At 54.4% G+C, this 20594-nt stretch carries 16 protein-coding genes and 3 tRNA genes; 12 read left to right on the plus strand and 7 right to left on the minus strand.

The window, feature by feature from the left end:
* Window positions 1-99 precede the first annotated feature (99 nt).
* On the minus strand, window positions 100-624 hold the full coding sequence (locus tag ABA45_RS06905; RefSeq protein ID WP_048384881.1) for a DNA polymerase III subunit chi: 525 nt from the start codon (window positions 622-624) through the stop codon (window positions 100-102).
* Window positions 611-2104: a leucyl aminopeptidase gene (locus ABA45_RS06910; RefSeq protein WP_048384882.1), complete on the minus strand. Its 1494-nt coding sequence runs from the start codon at window positions 2102-2104 to the stop codon at window positions 611-613. Before ABA45_RS06910 ends, ABA45_RS06905 begins: the two co-directional genes overlap by 14 nt.
* 190 nt (window positions 2105-2294) lie before the next feature.
* Here ABA45_RS06910 and lptF point away from each other — a divergent pair, with 190 nt between their 5' ends.
* On the plus strand, window positions 2295-3443 hold the full coding sequence (lptF, locus tag ABA45_RS06915) for an LPS export ABC transporter permease LptF (RefSeq protein WP_048384883.1): 1149 nt from the start codon (window positions 2295-2297) through the stop codon (window positions 3441-3443).
* Window positions 3436-4497 (plus strand): LPS export ABC transporter permease LptG, encoded by a 1062-nt coding sequence (gene lptG / locus ABA45_RS06920; RefSeq protein ID WP_048384884.1) that lies wholly within the window; start codon window positions 3436-3438, stop codon window positions 4495-4497. The genes lptF and lptG overlap by 8 nt, the downstream gene beginning before the upstream one ends.
* A gap of 67 nt (window positions 4498-4564) precedes the next feature.
* Here lptG and ABA45_RS06925 read toward each other — a convergent pair whose 3' ends face one another.
* Window positions 4565-5098 carry an RDD family protein gene (locus ABA45_RS06925; protein WP_048384885.1) on the minus strand — a complete coding sequence of 178 codons (534 nt, stop codon included), beginning with the start codon at window positions 5096-5098 and terminating at the stop codon, window positions 4565-4567.
* Window positions 5099-5239: 141 nt separating this feature from the next.
* On the opposite strand from ABA45_RS06925, the gene alaS reads away from it, so the two are divergent.
* From alaS to ABA45_RS06975, 10 genes are all read left to right on the plus strand, one after another.
* Entirely contained in the window at window positions 5240-7870 is a 2631-nt protein-coding gene (gene alaS, locus ABA45_RS06930) for an alanine--tRNA ligase (RefSeq protein WP_048384886.1), read from the plus strand.
* 101 nt (window positions 7871-7971) lie between these two features.
* Entirely contained in the window at window positions 7972-9243 is a 1272-nt protein-coding gene (locus tag ABA45_RS06935; protein ID WP_048384887.1) for an aspartate kinase, read from the plus strand.
* 145 nt (window positions 9244-9388) lie between these two features.
* Entirely contained in the window at window positions 9389-9586 is a 198-nt protein-coding gene (gene csrA / locus ABA45_RS06940; protein ID WP_014870780.1) for a carbon storage regulator CsrA, read from the plus strand.
* Between the two features lie 127 nt (window positions 9587-9713).
* Window positions 9714-9803 (plus strand) — tRNA-Ser (locus ABA45_RS06945).
* A 67-nt stretch (window positions 9804-9870) separates the two neighbouring features.
* Window positions 9871-9947 (plus strand) — tRNA-Arg (locus ABA45_RS06950).
* Window positions 9948-9983: 36 nt separating this feature from the next.
* A tRNA-Arg gene (locus tag ABA45_RS06955) sits at window positions 9984-10060 on the plus strand.
* 289 nt (window positions 10061-10349) lie between these two features.
* Window positions 10350-11327: a TAXI family TRAP transporter solute-binding subunit gene (locus ABA45_RS06960; RefSeq protein WP_048384888.1), complete on the plus strand. Its 978-nt coding sequence runs from the start codon at window positions 10350-10352 to the stop codon at window positions 11325-11327.
* Window positions 11328-11409: 82 nt separating this feature from the next.
* Window positions 11410-13590, plus strand: a complete 2181-nt coding sequence (locus tag ABA45_RS06965) for a TRAP transporter permease (protein ID WP_048384889.1) — start codon at window positions 11410-11412, stop codon at window positions 13588-13590.
* Between the two features lie 114 nt (window positions 13591-13704).
* Window positions 13705-15519 (plus strand): sensor histidine kinase, encoded by a 1815-nt coding sequence (locus tag ABA45_RS06970; RefSeq protein ID WP_048384890.1) that lies wholly within the window; start codon window positions 13705-13707, stop codon window positions 15517-15519.
* Complete coding sequence (locus ABA45_RS06975; RefSeq protein WP_048384891.1) at window positions 15516-16868, plus strand: sigma-54-dependent transcriptional regulator; 1353 nt, start codon at window positions 15516-15518, stop codon at window positions 16866-16868. The genes ABA45_RS06970 and ABA45_RS06975 overlap by 4 nt, the downstream gene beginning before the upstream one ends.
* 29 nt (window positions 16869-16897) lie before the next feature.
* On the opposite strand, the gene ABA45_RS06980 is transcribed toward ABA45_RS06975, so the two are convergent.
* The 4 genes from ABA45_RS06980 to ABA45_RS06995 form a co-directional block, all read right to left on the minus strand.
* Window positions 16898-17455, minus strand: a complete 558-nt coding sequence (locus tag ABA45_RS06980; RefSeq protein WP_048384892.1) for a winged helix DNA-binding protein — start codon at window positions 17453-17455, stop codon at window positions 16898-16900.
* A gap of 51 nt (window positions 17456-17506) precedes the next feature.
* A complete protein-coding gene (locus ABA45_RS06985) occupies window positions 17507-18811 on the minus strand; it encodes a TRAP transporter large permease (protein WP_048384893.1) in 1305 nt (434 codons plus the stop codon).
* A 4-nt stretch (window positions 18812-18815) separates the two neighbouring features.
* Complete coding sequence (locus ABA45_RS06990; RefSeq protein WP_048384894.1) at window positions 18816-19355, minus strand: TRAP transporter small permease; 540 nt, start codon at window positions 19353-19355, stop codon at window positions 18816-18818.
* Between the two features lie 99 nt (window positions 19356-19454).
* Window positions 19455-20480, minus strand: coding sequence for a TRAP transporter substrate-binding protein (locus ABA45_RS06995; protein WP_048384895.1), 1026 nt, complete (start codon window positions 20478-20480; stop codon window positions 19455-19457).
* Window positions 20481-20594 lie beyond the last annotated feature (114 nt).

Consider the following 20594-nt stretch of genomic DNA (forward strand, 5'->3'; position numbering starts at 1 on the left):
CGAGAGGAGATTTTAGACGCATGATTATACATGGTCGCCCGCGGTCGGGCCATGAAGTGGGGGTTTTCGCTTTGGTTTGAACGACCGATTAGATTGTTGCTACCGCTGATCGTGAACCCGAGCCTCAATACCCAGAGCACGTAATTGCTTGAAATGCGTGCGGGCCTGATCCAACACCACCGGATCATTCTGAGCTATCAGTGCCAAGCGCTTAAATTGATCGGCGTGAGCCGGCAATTCGGTGCAGAGGATAATTACGGTATCCCAGTCTTCGGCGGCCGGCGGATGCAGTAGGATGCCGACGGGGTCTTTGCAGGGCGTGTTGGCTTCGGACATTACTCTGTGAGGAATGAAGGCATCCGGGCTGAAGTTCCACAGCAGGTCGTCCAGTTCTTGAGCGTGTTCGAGGGTGTCGCACACAATGCCCACGCGATCCCCTTGCTGCCAGGCTTTGTTGACCAGTTTGGCGGCGTGTAGATTGCGTGCGGCGGGGGTGTCTTGGAGCAGGATATGGAACCAGTAGCGCTGGTTTTTAGCTTCCTGCCCAGCCTCCGGTGTGGGAGCACCGGCAGCAGAGCTGCCGGTTTCCGCAGTATGCACAGCAGGCGGCTTAGTTGCCGGCATGGGACATCAGGTATTCGACCAGCAGAGGTACCGGGCGGCCTGAAGAGCCTTTGGCTTTGCCGGAATGCCACGCAGTACCGGCGATGTCCAAGTGGGCCCAACGGTAATCTTTGGCGTAACGGGCCAGGAAGCAAGCCGCGGTGATGGTTCCAGCGGCACGTCCGCCGATGTTTGCCATATCCGCAAAGTTGCTGTCGAGCAAGCTCTGATACTCTTCCCAAAGCGGCAGGCGCCAGGCTCGGTCGTTGGCGCGGTCGCCGGCGGCCAGCAGTTCGTTGGCCAAGTCATCGTTGTTGGCCAGCAAACCAGTGGCGTGGTGGCCCAGGGCGACGATGCAGGCGCCAGTGAGGGTGGCCAGGTCAATAACGGCCGCAGGGTCGAACCTTTTTACGTAGGTCAGGGCGTCGCACAGTACCAGACGGCCTTCGGCGTCGGTGTTGAGGATTTCAACGGTCTGGCCAGACATAGTGGTGACAATGTCGCCGGGGCGGCTGGCGCTGCCGTCGGGCATGTTTTCAGCCGCTGCGATGACGGCCACAATGTTAATTTTTGGTTTGACTTCAGCGATTACCTGCATTGCACCGAACACTGCGGCCGAGCCGCCCATGTCGTATTTCATCTCGTCCATGCCTTCGCCGGACTTCAGGCTGATGCCGCCGCTGTCGAAGGTGATGCCTTTACCCACCAACACGTGGGGCTTGTCTTTGGCATCGCCGCCACGGTATTCCATTATAATGAAGCGCGACGGCTGGCTGCTGCCTTTGCCTACGGCCAGAATGGTGTTCATGCCCAGTTCGGCCATCTGCTTTTCGTCAAGAATTTCGGTCTTGATGCAGTCGTGGTCTTTGGCAAGTTTTTCGGCCTGTTCCGCCAGCCAGATCGGGTGGCAGATGTTGGGCGGGGTATTACCTAGGTCGCGGGTAAAGTTCATGCCGCGGCCGGTGGCCAGACCAAGGTTAAAGGCGTCTTTTTCAGCTTTGTCGCTGACAGAGGCGGTTACGGTGACTTTATTCAACTTACGCGCAGCAGGCTGCTCGCTCTTATACTGGTTAAACGTGTACAGGTGCTCTTCCAGACTGCGGCCGATCAGGCTCAGGCGAGCTCCTTCAGAGGTCGTTGCGCTGTCGCCGGTTAGCTGGGTGTCAGTCAGAGCCACAATGGCATGTTTTGAGGGGCCGTCTTTGAGAACGTTTATCGCAGCAATTAGAGCCTTGCGATAGTTGGTTGGTGTGCGGCTCTCGTCATCACCGGTACCGACGATACACAGGCGCTGCCAATGGCTGTCGATCAGCGGAACAGTCTGTACCGATGCGTTTTTGCCACTTATGTCACCGGCGCTTTGCAGCTTGCCAATCAGGCCATCCAGAGCTTTGTCTGCCGCGCTGGTGCTGGCGGGCCATTCGCCTTTCTGCGGTAACGCCAGCACAAGGCAGTCAGCGCTGATGGTGTCCAGGGCTTTGCTGCTTAAGGTAAAATTCATGGCAACTCCTGTTAGTGATTCTGGTAGTAATTCTATTATACGAATTGGATGTGTGTATTAACATTGGGGCAATGCGATGAATTATCAAGCATTGGCACGGACTTGTGGCTGACCTGCTGGGCGCAGCGTGGCCCTGTCAATCGCCTGCAAGGTTACTTAGAATAGCCGCTGCTGGCGTTTTCCTTCATCAATGGGCGCCGTTACCGGCTCGGCCAGAGAGACCGTTTTGACTATTATTTTTCGCTATCTTATTCGTCAGATCATGATCAGCATGATTGCTGTGTCCACCATTCTGCTGATGGTGTTCATGAGCGGGCGCTTTTTAAAGTATCTGGGTAATGCGGCAGAAGGTGAGATTTCTGCGGGTGTGCTGTTTTCAGTGATGGCCTACCGTTTTCCCGGTTTTCTCGAGCTGATTTTGCCTTTGGGTCTGTTCATCGGCATTTTGCTGGCTTATGGCCGAATGTATTTGGAAAGCGAGATGACCGTGTTGCTTGCCTGCGGTGTCAGTGAGGGCGATATTTTGCGCCAAACCCTGATTGGCAGTTTGCCGGTGATGCTGGTGGTAGCGGCCATGAGCTTGTATGTATCGCCCTGGGGCATGAAACAGGTCGAGGAGATATTCAACGAACAGCGCAAAGCCACCGAATTCGAGCTATTGGCGCCGGGGCGCTTTCAGGACTTTACCTCTGGCGGGCGAGTGACTTACACCGAAGGGCTGAGCGACGACAAGCGTGAGCTGCAGGGTGTATTTATTGCCGAGTTCGGCAAAAATGGCGAAGGTTTAACCATTATCACGGCCGAAACGGGTACTCAATTAATAGATGCCCAGACAGGAAGCCGTTTTCTGATTTTGAAAGACGGCGGGCGCTATGCCGGGAACGCCGGCCAGCTGGATTACAACACCACCGAATTTGAAGCTTACGGTCTAAAAATTGTCAGCGGCAAGAGTGGTACAAAAGAACTGGAAGAAGGCCTCAGCACCGGGCAATTGATGAAGTCTGACGACCCGCGACAGCGAGCGCTGCTGCATTGGCGTTTTTCGTTGCCTTTCATTGTGCCAGTGGTGACCTTGCTGGCGGTTCGGTTGAGCCGGGTAAACCCGCGTCAGGGCCGGTTCTTTCACCTGTTGCCTGCGATGTTGGTGTATATCACCTATCTCGGTTTATTGATTGTGGCTCGTGATGCGCTGGCCGATGGCACGGTGCCAGAGTGGATTGGCATGTTCTGGGTGCACGGATTGTTTCTGGCTCTGGGGCTTTGGCTGCAGTTCGGCCCGGCCTGGTTGCGCAGGCGCCGCTTGCAGCGTGCAGAGCTCACGGGGCCTACCCATGCGTAAGATTGACCGCTATGTGATGAAAACTGTTGGCGGTGCCATGTTTTTGGTGATGGTGGTGGTGCTGTCGTTGGATTTGATTTTCGCGTTTATTGCCGAGTTGGACGACACGGCCAATAACTACCAGACCCTCGATGCTCTGTGGTATGTATTTCTGACGTTGCCGCGGCGGATTTACGATTATTTGCCGTTGGGCGCGTTCATGGGCTGCCTGGTGGGATTAGGCTCGATGGCCAGCTCTTCCGAGCTGACGGTTATCCGCGCCGCCGGCGTTTCCATAAAGCGCATTGTCTGGTCTGCCATGAAACCAGCGCTGCTTGTGGTGCTACTGGGCGTGGGAATTGGCGAATACCTGGCGCCGCCGGCGGAGCGCATAGCGCAAAGCGAAAAAGCCGTGGCGTTGGGTGCAGGAAGCAACGTAGCCGCGGCGTCGGGTTTGTGGCATCGCGAAGGTAATGTATTTATTCACATGAATGCCGTGCAGCCCAGTGGCGTGCTTTTTGGCATTTCCCTGTTTCGCTTTAACGAGCAGCGCCAGTTGTTAGCCGCCAGTTTTGCCGAGCGGGCGATTTACCAAGGCGATCACTGGATTCTTGAAAACGTACAAACCACCAAGCTGGCAGAGCAGGGCACCACCCGGGTGACTCATAACCAACTGCGTTGGGAGTCTGGTTTGTCGCCCAGCGTATTGAGTGTATTGATTGTAAAGCCGGAGAACCTGGCGATGACAGGCCTGCTGACCTACGCCCGCTATCTGGACGAGCAGGGTTTGAGCGCGTCGCGCTACTGGTTAGCGTTTTGGAAGAAGACGTTAATGCCACTGGGAACCGCGGTGATGGTGTTAGTGGCAATTTCGTTCATCTTTGGCCCGCTGCGCTCGGTCACCATGGGCTTTCGGGTGTTTACCGGCCTGTTGGTAGGCCTGTCGTTTAAATACATGCAAGACTTGCTGGGGCCGATGAGCGTGGTCTACGGTTTCGACCCCATTCTGGCGGTACTGGTGCCTATCGCGGTGAACGCTGGTATTGGTATTTTGCTAATGCGCCGGGCAGGTTAGTGTTGGTAGGGGGCAGATTTGAAATTTGTCCCTGGTTCTAGGTGTGAAGTTTGTCCTCAGTTTGCCGTCACAGCTTTTTCTTTTCGACTTCAACAACAACGCTGTCTGACATTCGGTCGGTCAGCGACACTCCGTTAATGGGTAAAAACAGCGCGATTATGGCCGGAATGGAAAATAACAGGCTGACAGCACCCAGATAGTAGCCTGCCAGTAATGCCAGAAATACAGCAGCGGCTGCCGTCACATAACGGCGTAAAGCCTGACTCCAGCTCACCGACACGCCGTCCAGATTCTGAATGCGCACCCGCCATACCTGCATTCCAAGTGTTTGGCCCACCCGGGTCCAAAAGTAGCCAAAAAACAGGTACAGCACCAGAAACAGGGTAAACGTCAGGCCTGGGCCGCCTTTAACCTGCCCAGCTTCCGCCATTTGTTCGTATTTTTCCCAACCGGTCAGCTGGCCGGCAATTATGGTGTATATCCAGGTGGCAACCAGCAGCACAGCAATGCTGATAAGTGCATCGTAAGTAATGGCCAGGCCACGTTTTAGTCCGGTTGCTGGCGGCAAAAGCACGTCTGCATTGTGAAAGCGTTTGGGCATGCGGTCTCCGGTGATGTTTCACGTTTTTCAGGATGTCGGCGTGTGCTAGAGTAGCCGATTTGTACAATCATGTAAGTATCCGAATTCAATCGCGGACCTGGCGCAATTTTCGTCGGGTTTATGGAAAGGTATCAAAGGGCTATGAAAACGGCAGAGTTGCGACAGGCGTTTCTTAAATACTTCAAACAGCAGGGCCATGCCATTGTTCCCAGTAGTTCACTGGTGCCGGCAGATGATCCCACTTTGTTGTTTACGAACGCGGGCATGAACCAGTTCAAGGACCTGTTCCTGGGCCGTGAACAACGTGACTACACTCGCGCCACCAGTTCGCAAAAATGTGTGCGCGCCGGCGGCAAGCACAACGATCTGGAAAACGTCGGTTACACGGCTCGCCACCATACGTTTTTTGAAATGCTGGGCAACTTCAGTTTTGGCGACTATTTCAAGCGCGAAGCCATCAATTTCGCCTGGAATTTTTTGACCTCTGAGCAGTGGTTGAACCTGCCAAAAGCGAAGCTGTGGATCACGGTGTACGCCGACGACGACGAAGCCTTTGCTATCTGGAACGAGGAAATTGGCGTGCCTGCCGAGCGCATTGTCCGTATTGGCGACAACGCTGGCGGCCGCTACTCTTCAGATAATTTCTGGCAGATGGGCGATACAGGGCCCTGCGGCCCTTGCTCCGAGATCTTTTTTGATCACGGCCCCGATGTAGCCGGCGGCCCTCCGGGAAGCCCGAACGAAGACGGTGACCGCTACATAGAAATCTGGAACGTGGTGTTCATGCAGTATAACCGCACCGCTGACGGCGAGATGCTTAACCTGCCCAAACCGTCGGTAGACACTGGCATGGGTCTGGAGCGAGTGACCGCGGTATTGCAGGGCGTGCACAGTAACTATGAAATTGACCTGTTTCAGGATCTGCTGAAAGCCGCTTCTGACGTGCTCGGCGGCGTTGCCACCACCGAAGCTTCGTTGCGTGTTGTGGCAGACCATATCCGCTCCTGCTGCTTTTTGATTAGTGATGGCGTTATGCCGTCAAACGAAGGCCGTGGCTTTGTATTGCGCCGGATCATCCGCCGCGCCGCCCGTCACGGTAACAAGCTTGGTGCTAACGGCCCCTTCTTTTACAAGTTGGTAGGTGCGTTGGTTGAGTTGATGGGCGAAGCCTTCCCGCAGCTTGTCAGCAGCCACAAACAGATCGAAAAAGTACTGTTGCAAGAGGAAGAGCAGTTTGTAAAAACCCTGGATAACGGCCTGCGCCTTTTAGAGCAGGACATTGCCGAACTTCAAGGTGATGTAATTCCCGGCGAAACCGTGTTCGCTCTATACGACACTTACGGCTTCCCGATAGACCTGACCAACGACATCGCCCGTGAACGCGGTTTGACTCTGGATTACCAAGGCTACGAAAAGGCGATGGAAGCCCAACGTGAACGTGCCCGGGCGGCCAGCAAATTTGGTGTTGATTATAACGCGGAAAGCCTAAAGCTTGAGGGCGTGACCGAATTTAGCGGTTACCAAAATATTGATGGCCACGAGTGCATTCGCTCAGTGATTGTCGGCAGTGAACATAAAAACGCCGAAGCCGGCGACGAAGCCATCATTGTGCTGGAGCGCACGCCCTTTTACGCGGAGTCTGGTGGCCAGGTCGGTGACACCGGGCTGTTGACCTGGAGTGGCGGCCGCTTTCAAGTAACCGACACCCGCAAAGAGGGCAGTAATCACCTTCATATCGGCACGGTGGTTGAAGGTGAACTGTTCCCGGGCATGGAAGTGGATGCGCGCATTGATCATGAGCGCCGTGAACGCACCAAACGTAATCACTCCGCCACCCACCTGCTACATGCGGCTTTGCGTAAAGTTCTGGGTGAGCACGTTAGCCAGAAAGGTTCGCTGGTAGACCCGGACAAACTGCGCTTTGACTTCTCGCATCTCGAGGCCATCAGTGCCGCAGATCTGCAGGAAATCGAACGCCAAGTTAACCAGCAGATCCTGCAAAACACCTCGGTAGTCACAGAAGTGACCGACATGGAACAGGCCCTGGCCAAGGGTGCGCTGGCGCTGTTTGATGAAAAGTACGGCGACTCCGTCAGGGTTCTGAGCATGGGCTCGGATGGCTACTCGGTTGAGTTGTGCGGTGGTACCCATGTTAATCGCACCGGTGACATTGGTCTATTGCGTATTACCTCTGAAAGCGGTGTCGCTTCCGGCGTTCGCCGCATTGAAGCGGTCACCGGTTTTGGCGCTCTGGAATGGGTAGACAGCGCGGAACGCACCTTGCGAGAAGCGGCCAGGCTGGTGAAGGGCTCTCGTGAGTCGCTGGTCGAGAAAGTGCAGCAGACATTGGACCGCAATCGTCAGTTAGAGAAAGAAATCGACGGTTTGAAGGCTCAGTTGGCCAGCTTGGCCGGCAGCGATTTAGCGTCGTCTGCGGTCGATGTGGCGGGCTTAAAGGTGGTTGCTGCTGAAATGCCAGGAGCGGATCGCCAGGCGCTGATGGAAACGGCCGACCAGCTGAAAAACAAGTTGGGTGAGGGCGTCGTGGTTTTGGCCAGCGTTGAAGATGGCAAAGTCACACTGGTATCTGGCGTGACCAAATCAGCGACCGGCAGAGTCAAGGCCGGAGACATTATGAAGTACCTGTGCGCGCAGCTGGATGGTAAGGGCGGCGGTCGTCCTGATATGGCCCAGGGCGGGGGTAACGATGCCTCCAGGCTTACCGAGGTTCTGGCGGGTGTTGCGGGCTGGGTTGAAAAAAATAGTCAGTAATGCATGTTTTAGCTGCGGGTGAGGGTTTATACTCTCGCCCAAATGATTTGACGGGCGGATCAACCTCGGCCCTGAGTCCCGGTCTAGACAGTGGAAATACTATGGCCTTGTATGTACAAAAATTTGGTGGCACTTCGGTAGGTACTACCGAACGTATCGAGGCGATTGCAGAGAAGGTTTTTGGTTTTCGTAAGGCCGGACACGACATCGTCGTCGTGGTGTCAGCCATGAGCGGTGAAACTAATCGCTTGATTGGCCTGGCCAGCAACATTACCGATGAGCCCGGTCAGCGTGAAATGGACGTGCTTCTGTCTACCGGCGAACAGGTGACCATTGCACTGTTGTCGATGGCTTTACAGAAGCTGGGTTGCGAGGCTCGTTCTTACACAGGCTCACAGGTGCGTATCCTAACCGACCGTGCCCATACAAAAGCTCGTATTCAGCACATTGATGAACAGCATGTGCGTGAAGATCTGAATGCCGGCCGCGTGGTAGTGGTGGCAGGTTTTCAGGGAGTAAACGATCTGGGTGATATTACTACCCTTGGTCGCGGTGGTTCAGACACGACTGCGGTGGCCTTGGCAGCGGCGTTGAAAGCCGATGAATGCCAGATTTATACCGATGTCGACGGGGTTTATACCACCGACCCGCGAGTGGTGGATTCTGCTCGCAGGCTGAATCACATTACTTTTGAAGAAATGTTGGAAATGGCCAGTCTGGGATCCAAAGTGCTGCAAATTCGCGCTGTGGAATTCGCGGGTAAATACAACGTTCCGTTGCGGGTGCTGTCCAGCTTTCAGGAAGGCGAGGGCACCCTGATTACCATGGAGGATGATAGCACTATGGAACAACCAGTCGTTTCGGGCATTGCATTCAATCGTGACGAAGCCAAGCTGACCATATCCGGTGTGCCGGATACGCCTGGCAGTGCACTGCGTATTCTGAAGCCGATTAGTGATGCCAATATTGAAGTGGACATGATTGTCCAGAACGTGGGTGAAGACGACAGAACCGCCTTTACGTTTACGGTTCTGCGTCACGACTTCAAACGCGCAGGCGATGTGCTTCGCTCGGTAGCAGCCGAGTTAGGCGCACGTGAGGTCATCGGAAACGAAAAGATTGCCAAAGTCAGCATTGTCGGTGTTGGTATGCGTTCTCACGCGGGTGTTGCCACCAAGATGTTCGAGGCACTGTCTAACGAAGGTATTAACATTCAGATGATCTCTACGTCGGAAATCAAAATTTCCGTGGTGATTGATGAAAAGTACCTTGAACTTGCGGTACGGGCGCTTCATTCGGCTTTTGAGCTGGATAAGCCCCTGGTAGAAGTTGAAGCTCGACGCAATGGGCTTATGCCCGCTGCATCATCCTGATAGGACGTTCATTCGCTGAACCGGCTAACGCACATACCCGTATAAGGGAATGTGCGGTTTCGGGAGGGCGCGTAATTCCGTTATAAATGTGCGCGTACGAAGCACCTATTTAAGAACGGGTTGCTTTTTCAGAGGGAGTAGGGATATGTTGATTTTAACGCGCCGCGTAGGCGAGACCTTGATGGTCGGTGACGAGATAACCGTTACTGTGCTTGGGGTAAAGGGAAACCAAGTACGGATCGGTGTGAATGCACCGAAAGAAGTCGCTGTTCACCGCGAAGAGATCTACCAGCGCATTCAGGCGGAGAAAAGTTCCGATGAGGCTGAGCCGGGTAATCACTAGTCGGTCAAAAAAAAGCCGCTCGCGAATTTTCGGAGCGGCTTTTTGTTTTAAAGAAAATCTGGTGTAAAAAAATTCGTTCAACCCTATGAAAACATAAAAAACGTGGTAGTATACGCCCCGTCCTCAAGGAGAGGTGGGTGAGTGGCTGAAACCAGTTCCCTGCTAAGGAACCGTACGCGCAAGTGTACCGAGGGTTCGAATCCCTCCCTCTCCGCCATTTCCTGTTAGAGGAAAGAGGGCAGGTTGATATTGCAGTCAACTAAAGCAATGAAAGTGATCAATGTGCGGCTGTAGCTCAGCTGGATAGAGTACTCGGCTACGAACCGAGCGGTCGGAGGTTCGAATCCTCCCAGCCGCACCACTTTTTAAGCTAAGATGTATGAATACCCAAGTTTTAGCGGCTGTAGCTCAGCTGGATAGAGTACCTGGCTACGAACCAGGCGGTCGGAGGTTCGAATCCTCCCAGCCGCACCAAATTACGACCAAAACGCCCCGATGTGTGAAACGCAGATCGGGGCGTTTTGCATTGGGTCCTTGTATCTCACCGTACGTGTCATTACTTACCCTTATTCCTTCCTCGCTCCTCTCGAATGTGTCTTTTTTCACCCATTTTCTATCCCAAAAAGACCTCTATAGAAAATAAATCATTGTTTTATATGGTTAATATTTATTTGGCCCGGTCATTGCTTAATCCGATGTCACGCGGGGCCGCACGGGCTTCGTTGAATACTAAAACAACACAATGAATTGGAGAGCCTTCTTTATGAAAACCCAAGTCGTTATGGCAGTGGCATTCGCCTCCACGCTGGCCGTTGCAAATCCGGTCGTCGCCCAAGATCGGGCAGGCTGGCCTGACAACTTCACAGTAGGCACCGCCAGTCAAGGTGGCACCTACTTCGCGTACGGTGCTGGATGGGCCAACTTTGTAGCAGAAAGCCTGGGCGTGTCAGGCGGCGCTGAAATCACCGGCGGCCCGATGCAGAATATGGCTCTGGTACACACCGGCGATCTAAAGTTTGGTCTGACCACCATGGGGCCTGCACGGGAGTCCATGGAGGGCAACAGCCCAATAGCGCCAGGCATGAAAATGGACAACGTGTGCGCCATGTTTCCCATGTACGAAACGCCGTTTTCCGTAACGGCCCTGACCAGCTCGGGCATCACCTCCATTTCTGACATTCCGGATGGCGCAACCATCGGATTTGGCCCGGCCGGCTCCACCTCAGACACCTACTTTCCGCGCATGATGGAAACGCTGGGTGTGAACTTCGAGCGCCGCAATGGCAGTTGGTCAGACTTGGGTACCCAGTTGCAGGACGGCCTGATTGATGTTGTTGCCTTTGCCGCCGGTATCCCGATTCCTGCGGTCAGTCAGCTGGAAGTGCAGACCGATGTGAATATCATTGGCATGACCGACGCTGAAGCAAAAAAAGTGGTTGATAACTTCCCAGTATCCGAATTTATCATTCCGGCCAACACCTACCAATCGCTGGAAAAGGAATCTCGCGTAGTGTCTATGTGGAACTTCGCAATGGCCAATTGCGACGTGCCGGAGAGCTTGGTGTATGAAATTACCAAGCTGACTATGGAAAACAACGAGAGAATGGTGTCGATCCATAAGGCAGCTCAATTCTCCATTCCTGAAAATTACACCAAGAACAAAGTATTGCCGTGGCACAAAGGCGCGGCGCGTTGGTTCAACGAAAACGGTTACACCATCGAACAAAGCAACATCAAGTAACGCTACCACCGGAGGCGCCTGCGCCTCCGGTTAATTTGCCGGCTGCTTGCCGGCTCCGATTTGCCCGCTGGCAGGATATCCCATGACCCTCGAACAAAAACCCAAAGACTTTTCTGACATAGAGGAGAGCACAGATCATGTGCTTGCCCATGATGTGGACGAAGAGCCCATAGAAAATAATCGCCGCCTGTTTGAAGGTAACCTGCTGAAGTTTGTAACGCTGTTGGCCATTGGTTACTCGTCGTTTCATCTTTATGCCCTGAATATTGCGCCTTTGGAAACCTGGTCTTTCCGGATTGTGCACATCGCTGGCGCCCTGATACTGGGCTTCATACTCTTCGCCGGTGCCCGTTTTGTGTCCGCTGAAGAGGGCGGCGCCCGCCATCGCTGGACCACCTGGGTAAGCGCTGTTGCGATGCTGCCAGCGCTCTATGTGTGCTACCAGGTATTTACGTTTTCGCAAATGGTGCAAGACGGCGCTTTGCGCATTCCCGTCAACCTGGAAACCTGGCATTTCGGTTGGCCGCTGCTCGCTGCAACGGGCGTGACGATTGTTATGAGCTGGTTTCACCAACGTGAACGCTCGCGTTTCAGTCTGCCGGACTTGGTACTTGTGGTGTGTTCAATAGCGGTAGCTGCTTACTTTCTGGTGGCTTATAACACCTCTATGCGGATGGCGACGGGTACATCGTTTGCACCAATTGGTATCTCCTTTGCTGCAGTTGCCGGTGTTGCGCTAATAATGGAGCTGACTCGTCGTATGGCTGGCCTAGCCTTGGTTATTATCGGCTTGGTGTTCCTGGTTTATGTGTTTGCCGGGCCGTATCTGCCGGGCTTTCTGGGCTACCCGGGTTTGTCGGTACAGCGCTTTTTTAGCCAGGTTTATACCGACGCCGGTATTCTTGGGCCCACCACCGCTGTGTCATCTACCTACATTATTCTATTCATCATTTTCGCGGCGTTTTTACAGGCTTCGAAAGTGGGTGACTACTTCGTAAACTTTGCTTTTTCCATCGCTGGCCGCTCCCGCGGGGGCCCCGCCAAGGTGTCCATTTTTGCTTCTGGCCTGATGGGCATGATCAACGGCACCAGTGCCGGCAATGTTGTGTCAACCGGTTCTTTAACCATACCGTTGATGAAAAAAGTCGGCTACAGCAAGAAGTCCGCGGGTGCGGTTGAGGCAGCTGCGTCTACCGGCGGCCAGATCATGCCACCGATCATGGGCGCAGGCGCCTTTATCATGGCGGAAATTACCGGTATTCCATACACCGAAATTGCGATTGCGGCGATTATTCCGGCGATTTTGTATTTCGCCTCGGTGTACTTCATGGTGGATTTTGAAGCCGCTAAAACCGGTATGCGTGGCATGCGCGAAGATGAATTGCCAAAATTGCGCAAACTGATCAAGCAGTGCTATTTGTTCGTGCCGATTATTATTCTGATCGTGGCGTTGTTTATGGGCTATTCGGTGATTCGTGCCGGTACCCTGGCCACCGTTTCCGCTGCGGTGGTGAGTTGGTTTTCGCCCAACAAGATGGGCATAGGCCTTATTTTGAAGGCATTGGAAATGGCATCTTACATGGCCATCCAGATTATCGTGGTATGTGCCGCAGCTGGCGTGATTGTGGGCGTTATCTCGCTGACTGGCGTGGGCGCGCGATTCTCGGTGTTACTGCTGGACGTGGCCGCGACCAGCCAATTACTGGCACTGATCTTTGCCATGTTCATTTCCATTTTGCTGGGCATGGGAATGCCTACCACGGCCGCGTATGCGGTGGCCGCGTCGGTGGTAGCTCCGGGGCTGGTACAACTGGGTATCGAACCTCTAACGGCGCACTTCTTCGTATTCTACTTTGCCGTCGTTTCCGCGATTACTCCGCCGGTGGCTCTGGCATCTTATGCCGCAGCCGGTATTTCCGGGGCCAACGCCATGGAAACCTCGGTGGCATCGTTCCGAATTGGTATTGCTGCCTTCATTGTTCCGTTTATGTTCTTCTATAATGGGGCTTTGCTGATGAACGCCGAATGGTTTGAAATTGTCCGTTCGCTGATCACCGCGCTGTTTGGGGTTTATATCCTGTCAGGCGGTGTGCTGGGCTGGTTTGCCGAGGTTTCAGCGCCTTGGGTCATACGCATAGTGCTGATTACAGCGGCTTTGCTAATGATTGAGGGCGGCTGGCTAACGGATCTGACGGGTATCGGTATGGCGGTCGCAGCTTATATCATTCAGCGCCAGCGTCGTGAACGCTCGGCAATAGCCTGATTTTCGGCGCCAAGCCGGTGCAGAATAACCCATAAGTGGTGTTGTATTGTGCCGGCTTGGCGCTCGCCTTGAGGGTTTTAACGGTGTTTTTAATGGTGTTTTAGAGGCCAGTGTATGTTCTTCCGTTTTGGCGCTGTGCTGGTGTTTGTGGTGGTGCTTGCAGCGGCCTGGATTCTTGGCGGTTGGGTAGGCTACCGCCAGGTAGAGCAGGAAAGCCTGGTGGAATCTTTCCGCTATCGCCAGTTAGTGGCCAATGAGCTCAATCGTTACCTGCCCATTCCCGAATTGATGGCCGAGCATCCGCTGCTGGCGACCGCGTTGAGCGCGCCAGACAATATGGATGTTATTCTGCAGGCCAATGAGGAAATGCAACGCATGGCCACCATTGTAGGCGGCTCAGATGTGTATCTGATGGATATGTCTGGGTTGACCATCGCGGCCAATAATTATAAGCAAGCCGGCAGCTTTGTCGGTCGCAACTTCAGTTTCCGGCCGTATTTTTTCGAAGCGATTGAAAGAGGCGGTTCTGCTATTTATTTCGCTTTGGGCTCCACCTCAGGGGTGCGTGGCCTGTATTTTTCCCATCCGGTTCGTGACGAACAGGGGCAGGTGCTGGGAGTCGTGGCGGTAAAAGTGCTGGTGGATGAACTGGAATCTCAGTGGGTACGGCCGTCCTTAAGGCGCGAAGCAGAAATGCTGGTGTTGGACACCGCTGGAGTCAGTTTTCTGTCCAGCCAGCCCCGTTGGTTGTTCCGTGACTTTACTGGCAGCGATCGTCCTGCACCTGGCGAGGCCTCGCGCCGACGCTACCCAGAGCGGGACCTGGAACCGGTTCAACTCGATTATCTGGATAAACCTTGGGGTTTGTCAGGTCAGTCTGGCACCGTTCGCGTTCGTGAAAATGGCGGTGGTCATGAATACCTCAGTGTTCACACGCCGCTGCCACGAATGGACTGGACGCTGCAGATAATGGTGAGTACCCAGTCGGTTATCTGGATGCGCCTGGGTTCAGTGCTTGCAGGTATGGCGCTTTACTTTGGGGTGTTGTTGACCTGGCTGTACATGCGTGAACGCTATCGCCGCGAAGCCGAACTGGCCCTGCGAGGCCAGCAGTTGGAGTTGAATGTGGCTGAGCGCACCGCGGACCTTGAGCGTTCTAACCAGATGTTGGTTGAAGAGATACAGCAGCGAGAGCAAGCCCAGACTGACCTGCGGGAAACCCAGCAGGAGCTGATACAGGCCGCAAAGCTAGCGGTATTGGGGCAGATGTCGGCGGGCTTGAACCATGAAATGAGCCAGCCGCTGACCGCGATTCAGACCTACGCCCGCAACAGCCGGCGCTTTCTGCAAAAAGGCGCCGGCGATATGGTAGACGCCAACTTGGCAGAGATTGTACTGCTGTGTGACAAAATGGCAGAACTGACTCGTCAGTTCAAAGTGTTCGCACGCAAATCCGAAGGGCCACCCAGTATTGTCGATTTACGCCCGGCGGTGGACGCTTCTTTGAAAATCATCGCGGCGCAGAAAAGCAGCGGCAATATTGATATTCAGTGGCAGCGGCCGGTGCAGCCAGTGTGGTGCCATGGTGACCAAATCCGCATCGAGCAGGTGCTGGTGAATCTTCTGGCCAACGCAGTGCATGCGTTAGAGGGTTGTGCGCAGCCGGCTATCACCATAGACGTGGCGGGGCATAAGGGTTATTGGCTGTGCCGGGTGCGCGACAATGGCGGGGGCCTGCCGGCTAATACCGAGCAGCTGTTCGAACCGTTTTACACCACTAAACCTGTTAAGCAGGGCCTTGGGCTGGGGCTATCCATCTCGCGCCAGATTGTTGATGCGCTTGGCGGCCGCTTAAGCGGCCGCAATCGCAGCGATGGCGATGGCGCAGAATTTGAATTCACACTGAAAAAACGAGACACCCCGGTATGAGTCAAACTGACGTAATCTTCGTGGATGACGAGCCGGATATACGTAAAGCCATTGCTCAGGCCCTGACTCTGGATGATCTGGCAGTGAGCTGCTTTGACAATGCCTCCGATGCACTGGCGCAAATTGGTCGCGACTATAGCGGCGTTGTTTTGTGCGATTATAATATGCCGAAAATGGATGGCTTGCAGCTGCTCAGCCGCTTGCAGCAGCTTGACGACACCATACCCGTCATCATTCTCACCGGGCAGGGCGATATCAGCACTGCGGTGAGTGCCATGCAGCAAGGCGCCTATGATTTCATCGAAAAGCCGTTCAATCAGGAAGAACTGGTGGAACTGCTGCGCCACGCTTTGGAAAAGCGTCAGTTGGCGTTGGAAAATCGGCGTCTGAAGGCCCAGTTAAAGCAGCTGGCAAAACCCGGCCCGCGAATTCTGGGTGGTTCGCCCACTATGCAAAAAGTGATGGCCACGATTGACCCGATTCTGGACATTTCTGCGAACATTTTGCTGTATGGCGAAACCGGTTCGGGAAAAGACGCACTGGCGCGCTACATTCACGAAAACAGCCGCCGCAGCAGTCACAATTTTGTTGCGATTAACTGCGGCGCGGTGCCGGAAAATCTGATTGAAAGTGAGCTGTTCGGTCACGAAGCGGGGGCCTTTACCGGTGCGGATAAACGCCGTATTGGCAAAATAGAGCACGCCCACCAAGGCACGCTGTTTCTGGATGAAGTGGAAAGCATGCCGATGCCGCTGCAGATTAAATTGCTGCGGGTGCTTGAAGAGCAGAAAGTTGAGCGTCTGGGTAGCAACCAGGTGCAGCAGGTGGATGTACGCATTATTGCAGCCACCAAATCCAATCTGAAAACCCTCAGCGACCAGGGTGTGTTCCGTGCAGACTTATACTATCGCCTGAATGTGGTGAAAGTGGATATCCCGCCACTGCGCGAGCGCAAGGAAGACATTCCCACGCTGTTTCACCACTTTGTGCTGATTGCAGCGGCCCGCTATGACCGCGAAAGCATCCCGCTGAACGCGGGCCAGGCAACTAAACTGACGCATCACGACTGGCCCGGCAACGTGCGTGAGCTGCGAAATCTGGCCGAACGCTATGTTTTGCTGGGCCCGGCGGCTCTGGACGAGACAGACACGGCGCAAGATACCAACGTGAATGGCCGCCGCACACTTGCAGAACTAATGGACGGCTTTGAACGCCTGGCATTAATCAGTGCTTTGAATGCCTGCCATGGCAGCATCAAAGACACCATGGTTGAACTCGGCATTGCACGCAAAACCTTGTACGACAAGATGAAAAAACACGGTCTGGACAAGGCCGAATTCAAAGAGTGAAGATTTTCATCTTGCCGCTCTGCAGGCTTTTACAGCGAGGCCGCCGAGCGCGCGGCCTGATCGTATAGGCCGGAAATTCCGCGCAAAAAACTAGCCACTTCGCCTAGATCGCTGTTGGCAAATCCCAGCGTTCGCAGTGAATCCACCAGACAGTTTTCACGGATTTCGGCGTAGCGTTTGCACACATCGTCACCTTTTTCAGTCACCGAATAATAGGTTTCTTTGCCGCGCCTTTCGGACGTCACTACGCCGTGTTTAAGCAGTTTTTTTAGGGAGTAGGTGACGGTGTGGCTGTCTTCCACATTGAGCACCAAGCAGATGTCGGCGGATTTTTTTGCGCGATCGCGGTGGTTCACGCTGTGGAGCACCAGCACGTCTAGTTGGCTTAAGTCATGCAGCCCGGCTGCATTCATACAGCGCACCATCCAGCGATTAAAGGCATTGCCGGCCACAATAAGGCCAAACTCCAACTCTGAAAGCTCCACTGCACGGCCAGAGGCCAGGTGGGCAGAGGACACAATGGGCCCAACATTGCGCCGTGCTTTTGCGCTCTCGTCAGAGCCGTTCGCCGATTTTTTTGTTTTCATAACGTGATGTCACCGTTGTTAACAATCATGATTAGTCAGTACTGCGTTGTCTTATCTGCCCATTTGGCTGGGCAGATACGTGACGATGGCAGGGAACAGCGTTATGAGTACCACTGCGCTCAGGATCAGCAGGAAATAGGGCAAAGCGGCCCAGGCAATGCGCAAAATATTGTCCCCGGTCAGGCCCTGAATCACGAACAGATTGAAGCCAACCGGCGGCGTAATCTGGCTCATTTCCACCACAATCACCAGATAGATACCAAACCAGAGCGGGTCAATGCCAGCGGCTTCCACCATCGGCAGAATCACAGAGGTCGTCAGTACCACTACGGAAATACCGTCCAGAAAGCAGCCCAGCAAAATGAAGAACAGGGTCAATGCTATCAGCAGCATATTGGGTGAAAGGTCCAGGGTGTTGATCCAGGTAGCCAGTTCACGAGGGATACCGGTAAAGGCCATTGAGGTGGTCAGAAAATGCGCACCCATCAGTATGAAGGCAATCATGGACGACGTTTTTACCGTACCCATCAGCGCGCTGGTAAAGGTATCACGGCTCATGGAGCCGCCTTTCCATGACAATAGGTGAGCCAGTGCTACGCCAACGGCAGCGGATTCGGTGGGCGAGGCCAGGCCGCCATAGATAGAGCCGATCACACCAACTATCAGCAGCATCACCGGAATCAGCGGGCGGCTACGACGAAGTTTGGCGCGAAAAGACAGGTGCTCGGCTTCGCCCGTCGGGATGCCCTCCGGGTTCAGCAGCGACCAGATCATGACATAGCCGCCAAACAGCAGCATCAGCATGATGCCGGGCAGAATACCGGCCACAAACAAACGAGCAATGGACTGTTCGGTAGCCACGCCATAAACAATCAGGATGATCGAGGGTGGAATTAATAGCCCCAAGGTAGCAGAACCGGCTAGAGTGCCCAGTATCTGGTTTTTGTTATAGCCGCGACGGGTAAGCTCCGGTATCGACATTTTGCCAATGGTGGCTGCTGTAGCGGCGGACGAGCCCGATATTGCCGCGAAAATGCCACAACCCAGAATGTTGGTGTGCAGCAATTTTCCCGGAACTTTGCCCACCCACGGCGCAATGCCGCTGAACATTTCTTCGGACAGGCGCGAGCGGAATAGCACCTCACCCATCCAGATAAACATCGGTAACGCGGCCAGTTCCCACGACACGCTGGCGCTGTAGAAAGCGGTCGACAGGCTGTCACCCACGGGAACGTTGCTGAAAAAATACAGCGATATACAACCGATGGCCGTTAACGAAAACGCCACCCATAAACCCGCACCTAGCAATGCCAGCAGCAACACCAGAAGCAGTAGGCTCATCCAAATCATTTCCACGGGCTTACTCCTGGGGTACTTCGTCGTGAAGTTGTGCTATGCGGCCGCTAAGCAGCGACACAAGGGCGTCTAACAGGGCTACTAATAGCCATAAAAGGCCCATGACCATGGCCGCCTGTGGAATCCACAGCGGCACCGGCACCATGCCAATGGATAGATCGCCGAAATCGTAGCTGTCCCACGTCAGCCAAGCGCTGTGCCAGGCTGCAAAGGCAGTAATGGCTGCAGCGGATAGCAGAGCCAGAATGTCCATGACGCGGTGGGCAGATTGAGGCAGACGTTGTAACAGCAGAGTCACGCGAATGTGTCCGCCTTGCCAAAAGGTGTAGGCCAGGCCAAAAAATGTGGCGCCCAGCAGCATAAACGCCGCCAGCTCAGCCAGCCCCGGCACGTTCAGTCCCAGCGGGTTGAAACCCAGCCAGGCCAGTAATTCGTCAAGTACACGGCTGAGTACCTGTACCACAATCATAACCATGATCAGTGTCAGGTTGATTGCGGAAAGGGCGCCCCCCAACCGATAGAATGCGTCCAGAGCCCTGCGCATGGTGGTGTTCCTGTGTTTTGCCCACACGTGCACCTTTGCTGCAGGGCCGGCATGAATAAATGCGTGATGGCACGAAAGCTTCGTGCCATCACGGGGGTGTTACTTCCGCTGGCGGTAAGCGTCTAGCAGTGCTTGGCCGTCGCTACCAGCGCGCTCAAGCCATTCTTCGGTCATGGTTTCGCCGATTTTTTGCAGGTGTTCTACCAGCTGCGCAGAAGGCTCCGACACGACGATGCCGTTATCTCGCATGATCTCGATTTTGGTATCGGTTTCTTCTTTGCTGGCGTCCCACCCGCGCTTTTCAGCGACTGCTGCGGCGTCTTCCAGCGCTTTTTGGGTTGCTTCAGGCAGGCTGCGGAAAGCCTTGGCGTTCACCACAACCATGTTCTTTGGCAGCCATAGCTGGGCGTGGTTAAAGTGGCTGAGGTAATCCCAGGCGCGGGTGTTGGCCCCTGTCGACGGCGACGTAATCATGGCGTCAACACGGCCGGTGCCAAAGGCGGTGGGAATGTCCGGCACTTCTACTTGAGTAGGGATCGCACCCAGCAAGTCGGCCAGCTGCTCGCTGGACTTGTTATAGGCGCGCATTTTCACACCTTTCAGTTTTTCGCCGTTTTCAATTGCAAACTGGGTATAAATGCCCTGTGGTGGCCAGGGCACCGCAAACAGCAGCTTCAAACGCTGACTTTCCAAGCGCTCCGCCAGCACGTCTTTAGAGGCTAGCCATAACTTCCAGGCTTGGTCGTAATCACTGGCGAGATACGGCACCGAATCGACTTCAAACAGCGGGTCTTCGTTGGCCAGGCGCGACATGATCAACTCGCCAATAGGCACCAGTCCGCGGCGTACTGAGTTCTTGATTTCAGGGTGTTTGATCAGCGAGCCACTGCTGTGCACCGTGATGTTCAGCTCGCCGTTGGTGGCGTCGCGCACATCATCAGCAAATTGGCGGATGTTCGCGGTGTGGAAGTTGGAATCGCCATAGGGCGTGGGCATGTCCCATTCGGTGGCTTGTACTCCGCTTACCATAAAGCTGAGCGTGGCGGCTGCCACGGTGGCACTAACGCGTTTTAGGCTGAAGCCTTTTTTGACGGGTAAGTGAATGGTTTGTATGGCGTGTTGCATAGGTGTTGCCTCCCAGAGCTGACGCTGGAGCCGTCAGCCGATGTTGTTGTTTTCAGTGAGTCGTAAAGCGCGGCGATAAAGCCGTCTTGATATTCCTAGTGAGCTAAAATTAGC

Origin of the sequence: Marinobacter psychrophilus, assembly GCF_001043175.1 — a bacterium.
Classification (GTDB): Bacteria; Pseudomonadota; Gammaproteobacteria; order Pseudomonadales; family Oleiphilaceae; genus Marinobacter; species Marinobacter psychrophilus.

Excerpts from the sequence above, each read along its gene's own strand:
- ABA45_RS06905 (WP_048384881.1), bottom strand. The coding sequence starts at position 624 with ATGCCGGCAACTAAGCCGCCTGCTGTGCATACTGCGGAAACCGGCAGC.
- ABA45_RS06910 (WP_048384882.1), bottom strand. The coding sequence starts at position 2,104 with ATGAATTTTACCTTAAGCAGCAAAGCCCTGGACACCATCAGCGCTGAC.
- lptF (WP_048384883.1), top strand. The coding sequence starts at position 2,295 with ATGGGCGCCGTTACCGGCTCGGCCAGAGAGACCGTTTTGACTATTATT.
- lptG (WP_048384884.1), top strand. The coding sequence starts at position 3,436 with ATGCGTAAGATTGACCGCTATGTGATGAAAACTGTTGGCGGTGCCATG.
- ABA45_RS06925 (WP_048384885.1), bottom strand. The coding sequence starts at position 5,098 with ATGCCCAAACGCTTTCACAATGCAGACGTGCTTTTGCCGCCAGCAACC.
- alaS (WP_048384886.1), top strand. The coding sequence starts at position 5,240 with ATGAAAACGGCAGAGTTGCGACAGGCGTTTCTTAAATACTTCAAACAG.
- ABA45_RS06935 (WP_048384887.1), top strand. The coding sequence starts at position 7,972 with ATGGCCTTGTATGTACAAAAATTTGGTGGCACTTCGGTAGGTACTACC.
- csrA (WP_014870780.1), top strand. The coding sequence starts at position 9,389 with ATGTTGATTTTAACGCGCCGCGTAGGCGAGACCTTGATGGTCGGTGAC.
- ABA45_RS06960 (WP_048384888.1), top strand. The coding sequence starts at position 10,350 with ATGAAAACCCAAGTCGTTATGGCAGTGGCATTCGCCTCCACGCTGGCC.
- ABA45_RS06965 (WP_048384889.1), top strand. The coding sequence starts at position 11,410 with ATGACCCTCGAACAAAAACCCAAAGACTTTTCTGACATAGAGGAGAGC.
- ABA45_RS06970 (WP_048384890.1), top strand. The coding sequence starts at position 13,705 with ATGTTCTTCCGTTTTGGCGCTGTGCTGGTGTTTGTGGTGGTGCTTGCA.
- ABA45_RS06975 (WP_048384891.1), top strand. The coding sequence starts at position 15,516 with ATGAGTCAAACTGACGTAATCTTCGTGGATGACGAGCCGGATATACGT.
- ABA45_RS06980 (WP_048384892.1), bottom strand. The coding sequence starts at position 17,455 with ATGAAAACAAAAAAATCGGCGAACGGCTCTGACGAGAGCGCAAAAGCA.
- ABA45_RS06990 (WP_048384894.1), bottom strand. The coding sequence starts at position 19,355 with ATGCGCAGGGCTCTGGACGCATTCTATCGGTTGGGGGGCGCCCTTTCC.
- ABA45_RS06995 (WP_048384895.1), bottom strand. The coding sequence starts at position 20,480 with ATGCAACACGCCATACAAACCATTCACTTACCCGTCAAAAAAGGCTTC.